This is a genomic window from Robiginitalea sp. (assembly GCF_049588695.1).
Classification (GTDB): domain Bacteria; phylum Bacteroidota; class Bacteroidia; order Flavobacteriales; family Flavobacteriaceae; genus Robiginitalea.
In genome coordinates this window covers 1-7,515 of sequence record NZ_JBAVZJ010000236.1, presented here as the reverse complement: position 1 = coordinate 7,515, position 7,515 = coordinate 1, and the positions used below count along the sequence as shown (strand labels likewise).

The 7,515-nt window shown below is 50.6% G+C and carries 7 protein-coding genes; 3 read left to right on the top strand and 4 right to left on the bottom strand.

Annotated features, from left to right (window positions below):
* The 3 genes from WBV75_RS05755 to WBV75_RS05745 all read left to right on the top strand — a co-directional run.
* Positions 1 to 285: TspO/MBR family protein (locus WBV75_RS05755; RefSeq protein WP_424119692.1), on the top strand; the 285-nt coding region annotated here is incomplete at its 5' end.
* Positions 286 to 292: 7 nt separating this feature from the next.
* On the top strand, positions 293 to 1,804 hold the full coding sequence (gene glpK, locus WBV75_RS05750) for a glycerol kinase GlpK (RefSeq protein WP_424119691.1): 1,512 nt from the start codon (positions 293 to 295) through the stop codon (positions 1,802 to 1,804).
* Positions 1,801 to 2,529 (top strand): MIP/aquaporin family protein, encoded by a 729-nt coding sequence (locus WBV75_RS05745; RefSeq protein ID WP_424119690.1) that lies wholly within the window; start codon positions 1,801 to 1,803, stop codon positions 2,527 to 2,529. Before glpK ends, WBV75_RS05745 begins: the two co-directional genes overlap by 4 nt.
* Positions 2,530 to 2,589: 60 nt before the next feature.
* Here WBV75_RS05745 and WBV75_RS05740 read toward each other — a convergent pair whose 3' ends face one another.
* The 4 genes from WBV75_RS05740 to WBV75_RS05725 form a co-directional block, all read right to left on the bottom strand.
* Positions 2,590 to 3,336 carry a glycerophosphodiester phosphodiesterase gene (locus tag WBV75_RS05740; protein ID WP_424119689.1) on the bottom strand — a complete coding sequence of 249 codons (747 nt, stop codon included), beginning with the start codon at positions 3,334 to 3,336 and terminating at the stop codon, positions 2,590 to 2,592.
* Between the two features lie 87 nt (positions 3,337 to 3,423).
* Positions 3,424 to 5,298, bottom strand: a complete 1,875-nt coding sequence (locus WBV75_RS05735) for an alpha-amylase family protein (protein ID WP_424119688.1) — start codon at positions 5,296 to 5,298, stop codon at positions 3,424 to 3,426.
* 5 nt (positions 5,299 to 5,303) lie between these two features.
* Positions 5,304 to 7,220, bottom strand: coding sequence for a glycoside hydrolase family 13 protein (locus WBV75_RS05730; RefSeq protein WP_424119687.1), 1,917 nt, complete (start codon positions 7,218 to 7,220; stop codon positions 5,304 to 5,306).
* Positions 7,201 to 7,515: glycosyl hydrolase family 65 protein (locus tag WBV75_RS05725; RefSeq protein ID WP_424119686.1), on the bottom strand; the 315-nt coding region annotated here is incomplete at its 5' end. The genes WBV75_RS05730 and WBV75_RS05725, both read right to left, overlap by 20 nt.

Below are 7,515 nucleotides of genomic sequence, written 5' to 3'. Positions count from 1 at the left end.
GCCGGTATGGTCTGGGGGTATGGCTATTATCATAAAAGCGTTAAAACTGCGCTCTATTTCTTCGGGTTTCAATTGCTGCTCAACGCCTCCTGGAGTATTGTGTTTTTCGGGCTACAGCTCCCATTGCCGGCTTTGGTGGTCCTGCTCATTCTACTGATCCTGATCGTGATGACTATCCGCAGGTTTTATCTGGTAAACCGCACGGCGGCCTACCTGATGGTCCCTTATCTTCTTTGGGTTGTATTTGCAGGGATCCTTAATTTTAAAATCGTTCAGCTGAATTAAATACACTATGCAAGGATACATTCTAGCCCTTGACCAGGGAACAACAAGTTGCCGTGCGCTCGTTTTCAACCGGAAGGGCACCATAATTTCAACGGCCCAAAAAGAGTTTGAGCAACATTTTCCCAAACCGGGTTGGGTGGAACACGATGCCGGTGAAATATGGGAAGTTCAGGCTGAAATGGCGGCCAAAGCCCTGAGGCAGGCAAATCTGAAACCTTCCGATATTAAAGGCATAGGTATCACCAATCAGCGCGAAACCGTGGTGGTATGGGATAAGAATACCGGAGAACCCATCCATAAGGCTATCGTATGGCAGGATAAGCGTACCGCTTCGTACTGTGAGGCCCTTAAAAAAGAAGGGAAACAAAAAATGGTGCGGGAAAAAACGGGTTTGGTGATTGATTCCTATTTTTCAGGAACCAAGGTGAAATGGATTCTGGACAATGTACCCGGGGCCCGGGAACGTGCGTTGGCGGGAAACCTCCTCCTAGGGACTATTGATACCTGGCTGATCTGGAAAATGACCGCCGGGGCCCTCCATATTACGGACATGACCAATGCCTGCCGGACCCTTTTCTTTAACCTGCATACCCTGGAATGGGATACTGAAATGCTCGATCTGCTGGGAATCCCTGAGAGTATGTTACCTGAGATTCGGGAATCCAGTGAGGTCTACGGCCATACCTCAGCAGCTTTTCTCTCCAAGGGAATTCCCATTGCAGGGATTGCGGGAGATCAGCAGGCTGCCCTCTTCGGACAGATGTGCACGCGGGCTGGAATGGTCAAAAACACCTATGGCACGGGTTGTTTTATGCTGATGAATATCGGGGATAAACCTATCGTCTCGAAAAATAACCTGCTCACTTCGGTCGGCTGGACCCTGGGAGGGAAAACCACCTATGTCCTGGAAGGGAGTATTTTTATCGCCGGGGCCGTGGTGCAATGGCTCAGAGACGGGATGAAACTCATCGAAAATTCAAAGGATATAGAAGCTCTCGCCACCCAGGTACCCGATTCCGGGGGTGTGTATTTGGTACCCGCCTTTGCGGGGCTGGGTGCCCCCTACTGGAATCAGCAGGCCCGGGGTAGTGTTTTCGGGCTGACCCGGGGCAGCACCGATGCGCACCTCGCCCGGGCAGCCGTGGAGTCCATTGCGTATCAGACCATGGATGTCCTGAGCGCTATGGAGGCAGATGCGGGCATCTCGATCAGTGAACTCCGGGTAGACGGAGGGGCCTCAGTCAATGGATTACTCATGCAATTTCAGGCCGATGTACTCAATACCCATACGGTCCGACCCGAAATTGTGGAAACCACAGTCATGGGGGCGGCCTTCCTCGCGGGACTGGCGGTGGGGTATTGGGAAGATCTGGTAGAAATCGAAAAACTCTGGAGTGTTGATGAGCGTTTTGCCCCCAGCGGAGATGCTTCGGAAACACGTCAGGGAATAAAACAGTGGCACCGGGCAGTCAGAGCGGTTGAATACTGGGCGGCCGACACAAATACCCTTGAGTCATGAGTGCGATTACAGCTGAATTCATCGGGACTTTCCTCTTGATTTTACTGGGATGTGGTGTAGTTGCCAATGTCGTCCTGAAAGATACCAAAGGACACAATAGCGGGTGGATCGTCATCACCACCGGATGGGGCCTGGCCGTATATGTGGCCGTCGTCGTGGCCGGGCCGTATAGCGGTGCCCACATAAATCCGGCGGTGACCCTGGGGCTTGCTGTCGCGGGAAAATTCCCCTGGGCAGATACCGGTAGCTATATCCTGGCCCAGTTTCTCGGGGCTATTCTCGGGGCTTTTGCAGTCTGGGTGGTGTACAGGGATCACTTTGACCGGACGGAACTCCCCGGTATGCAACTTGGGGTTTTCAGTACGGCCCCGGCAATCCGCAATACCTGGAGCAATCTGTTCAGCGAGGTTCTCGGGACATTCGTACTGGTTTTTACCGTCCTTTATTTTACGGATGCGACCCTTGTGGAGGAAGGCACAATTATCGGGCTCGGATCCCTTGGGGCACTGCCGGTAGCCTTTTTAGTTTGGGGCATCGGTTTGAGCCTGGGAGGGACCACGGGATATGCCATCAATCCGGCCCGGGATTTAGGACCACGCATTTTGCACGCCCTGGTACCCATGAAAAATAAAGGTTCAGGAGACTGGGCGTATAGTTGGATTCCGGTGGCAGGCCCTGTAATTGGTGGCGTTCTGGCGGCCTCCCTTTTCCTTGCACTTTCATAAGGGACACTATCCGAAGTGCACCCTCGTCCTGTTAGAACAAACCTTTAAGGTCCTAATATTTTATTTCATCCGGTCCGGGTAATCGGAAAATACCCCGTCGACTCCCGCGGCCTTTAAGCGCTGGAATTCATCGGGATCGTTGACGGTATAGGTGTACACTTTAAACCCGGCTTCGTGCAATTTGGCCACATTCCCAGCATTGACTTGAGAATAATGGGGGTTGATGGCTTCAGCATTCAACTCACGGGCTACTTCAATGGCTTCCAGGGGGTCCCCTTCGGTCAAAACCGCAATACGGCCTTCAGGACTATACTCCCTGTATTTTCGCAACTCTTCCCAGTTAAAACTGGAGACGATAAACTGGGATTCAGACCATTCTGGTTTTGCGGAATACCCCTTAACAATCTGGTGAATATTATCGGCGATCTTGGTATCCTTTAACTCGATATTCAGGGCAACCCTTCCATTGATCTGCTTTAAGACATCCTGCAGCATTGGAATGCGATGCCCACCGTCCAGGATGAGTTTCTTTAAATCAAAAATATTGTACTCCTTAATATTGCCGACGCTATTGGAGAGTCGATCTACGCGCTCGTCGTGAAATACCACAATCTCCCCGGAACTGATCTGGAAGACATCGATCTCTATCATATCCACCCCCAATTCAATCGCTTTCTCCACAGAGGCGAGGGTATTCTCGGTTTCATAGCCCATCGCTCCCCTATGCCCTATAATCAAGGGTTTATCTGATTGTGTTGTACAACCCATCAGTATCGAAAATAAGACTAAAAACACAATTTGTTTCATGGCTTTCGCTTTGGGCCAAAAATAAGTATTCCAACAAAATATCAGTAGATATCACGGATAAAGAAGGAGAAATGTCTCAATCCCTCTTCAGGGGACCTTGAATATAAAGGATTCCAACGGCGCAAGATCCACGGCAATGGCCCCACGACCCTCAGACACTTCAAGGACAGCTTTCACATTTCCGTAAAGCATTTCTTCCAGGGGATATTCCCCGGTTTCCAGATCCCAGGTCTCTATGATATGGGGCGGGACTTTCAGGCTGAAAGAATACGATTTTTGGGCGTCAAAATTGCTTAAAATGACCAGGTGTTCCTTCTCAGACCAACGGACGAAAGAGTACACCCTGTGATCGTAGGTAGGGGTGTGCTCTTTGTTGTAATAGTGGATGTCTTCATAGGCACCCATCAGCGCCTCACTTTGAATCGTAAAATTCAGGAGCCTGCTATAAAATTCCCGCAATTCCTTCTCTGTATCTGTGGACTGCCCCCCGTCGAATTTTTTGCCATTCACCCATCGCTGCAGGTGGGGTACGCCTATGTAATCAAAAATAGAAGTGCGGGACGGAGCGCCAAACCCGGCATTCTCAGCTCCGGGCTCCCCAACTTCCTGCCCGAAATAAATCATGGTAGGGGCCGTACTCAACGTCGCGGAAACCACCATGGCCGGTTTACCTTTCTGGGCATCTCCGGCAAACTCAGGGGACGGAAGCCGCTGTTCGTCATGATTCTCAAGGAAGTGCAACATATGGTGCTCAATATCCTTTAAACCGTTTTGAACCACCGGGATATGATCAGTCCACCCATAGCCCTTTATAATGTGCTTCAGACTGTCGTAAAGCTCCACCTTGTCGTATAAATAATCCATTTTTCCCCTTTGGATGTAGTCGCGATAGCGCTCCGGGTTATAGACCTCCGCCAACAGAAAGGCATCCGGGTTTTTCATCTTAATTTGTGAATTCAGGTAGCTCCAGAATTCTACTGGAACCATTTCGGCCATATCATAACGAAACCCATCTACCCCAATGTCCAGCCAGAATAGCGCAATGTCCCTGAATTTTATCCAGGTCCCGGGAACATCTTTGTCTGTCCAGAATTCAAAGTGCCGGGAATAATCCATTTGCGCGTACTCCGGGGGGAGTAAATCAAAATCATTGGACCCATCGGGGCGTACCCCGTAATTGAGTTTTACGGTTTCATACCAGTCATTGGCATCGGGCCGGGCAAGGCGGGAGCCGTTCCCGGTCCATTTAGCGGGATTTTCAGAAAAAGTGTTGTCCGACATGGGGTGCGGGTTGCCCCCAAGGGGCTTATACCCCTCCTTCCATTCAGGTACCTGGAAGGCCTGCCCCGGGATATAGTAAAAGTCGTTGTCCCTCGAATACTCAAGGTCGGTATTGTCACCGGCTCCAAAAGGCTCAAGGCCTTCCGGGGTACTGCTGCCCTCGTAATTCCGGGCCACATGGTTCGGAACAATATCGATCAGCACTTTCATTCCGGCCTTGTGTGTCCTCTCGACCAGGAGACGGAATTCCTCAAGGCGATTCCCCGGGTCTTCTGCAAGATCCGGATTCACATTGTAATAGTCTTTTACCGCATAGGGCGAGCCGGCCCTGCCTTTAATGACATCGGGGTCGTCGTTAGAGATACCGAAAGCCGTATAATCGGTTACTAGTGCATGATGGGGTACCCCGGTATACCAGATATGCGTTACCCCCAGATTCCGTATTTCTTTCAGGGCCAGAGGAGTAAAATCCGCAAACTTGCCCACCCCGTTTTCTTCCAGGGTGCCCCAGGGTGTATTTGTTGTATTGGTATTTCCAAAAAGACGTGTAAAAACCTGATAAACAACTACTTTTCCGGATGTTTTCATTGGGGTGTCTGGAGTTTCAGTTGGGAGATTGTTTTTGTCCTGGCCGCAGGAAGTTAGGATCAGGGTGGCGAGTATTCCATAAAATATCTTCATGAATGTTATTCCTTGCTGATGTAAATATAGGGGCCCGGGGCTTTTAATGTCAAATGCCCGGACCAAATCACTGTTTCACCCCTGTGCAGTTCCCGAAGGGATTTCCCCTCCAAACCCAGTTCCCGAAAACGCTCCAGGGGAAATTCAACCGGGGTTTCATTCTTATTGAGTAGCAGGACTGCGGTTTCTCCTTGATACGAGCGCACCAGGACATACACCCCTTCCTCAGGCACAAAATGTAGCGTTTTTCCTTTCTTAAGGGCAGGACTGCCCTTGCGAAAGTTCAGTAAGGTTTTCAGATAATCGCGCATCTCCCGGGCCTCGGCCGACAATCCTTTGCCGGTAAAACCATTTTCGGGATCTCCCTTCCATCCGCCTGGAAAATCGGACCGAATCCGTCCATGATCTCCCGGTTTGGCACTATTGCCCACGAGAATCTCAGTACCGTAATAGATTTGTGGAATACGGGGTGCCATCAGGATAAAGGCCATTGCCATACGCGTTAAAAGAGCCGATCCGCCCAATTGGGTGAATAACCGGTCCATATCGTGGTTGTCTCCAAAGAGCAACAGGTCGTAGGGGCGGGTATAGTGAAAATCATTGGCCAGGGCTTCGTAAATCTTAATAAGGCCGCTTCCCCAGGATTCTGGTTTTGTAAGGCCTTCCACAATCGCCTTTTGCAGGGGAAAATCCATGGTAGACCTGAGGTAGGAGCGATAACTGTTCCCCTTCCGGGCCCCGTCCTGCCAGTAACCCACAAGTAGCGGATTGGTACTCCATTCTTCCCCGACGATATTGAAGTTCGGATATTCTTCCATCAAGGCCCGTGCCCACTGACTCAAAAAGTCCTTGTCGGGATATGGGTAGGTGTCCTGTCGAATTCCGCCGAGGTGCACCGTTTCCACCCACCAAATGCTGTTCTGGATCAGGTAGGTCGCCATAAAGGGATTGTCTTGATTCAAATCGGGCATGGACGGGACAAACCACCCTTTCTCCATGAGATTGCGATCCGTTTGAGCCGCATAAATATCCTGGTTTACGGTCCGCCGGTGATTGGTTACCGTGAGGGGTTTCCCCGTTTCGTGATTCTCTTGAAAATTGATCCAGTCCGGAAAAGGCAGATCTTCCATCCACCAATGGTACAGGCCACAGTGATTGACTACCTGGTCCATGATGAGCTTCAGGCCTTTCTCACGTGCCTCATCGCTGAGGGCACGATACTCCTGCAGGGTGCCAAATCTCGGATCTACCCGGTAGAAATCGGTTATCGCATAGCCGTGGTAGGAGGTTCTGGGCATGTCGTTTAGCAGCATGGGCGTAGGCCAGATTGCCGTAAATCCCATGTCCTGAATGTAGTCCAGGTGCCCGCGAATACCCTTTAAATCCCCCCCGTGCCGGGCGTAGTCATCGGAACGGTCCACCCCCTGCTCCCTCAGACCCGGGAAACTGTCATTGTCGGGGTTTGCATTGGCAAAACGGTCGGGGGTAATGAGGTAAATAACATCTGAAGCATCAAAACCTACGTAGTCTTCTCCTTGCCTTTCCCGGGCCCTGATCTCATACGAAATTTCCCTTTGAGGATACCCCTTCTGCTCCAAAACGAGTTTGATTACTCCGGGTTGAAGCCCTTGATCCAAAAAGAGATCAATAAATAAATAATTGGGACTGGACCCCGGGTGCCAGGCCTCCACCAGGATACCTTCTGCCGACACCTTTGGGGTATAGGCTGCCAGGCCCTCTCCGTGAAGCATCAATTGAAGGCGGGAATTTCGCATACCCGCCCACCAGTTGGGAGGTTCTACACGGATTGCAGGGTCCTGCCCCCTAAGATCCTTCGTGCCTCCAAGCCCTATGACTCCCAAAAGAATGAGTAATATCTGAATACCGGAAACATATCTGATTTTACTTCGCGTTAGGCACATGCACTTTTTTTTGTGGCTGCAGAACCACCCGCTGCTCATTCACACGAATGGACATCTGTTCTTTGGAATCCAGATAAAACAGGCTGCCCTCGGAAGACACTTCCACTTTCAAAATGCGATGTCTGAAATTGATTTTAAAGGAATACGACTTCCATTGTTTCGGGATACGCGGGAAGAACGAAAGCTTGTCATCAATCACGCGCATACCCCCAAATCCTTCGACGATACTCATCCAGGTTCCGGCCATAGATGTAATGTGCAAGCCTTCCTCTACTTCCCGGTTGTAGTCGTCGAG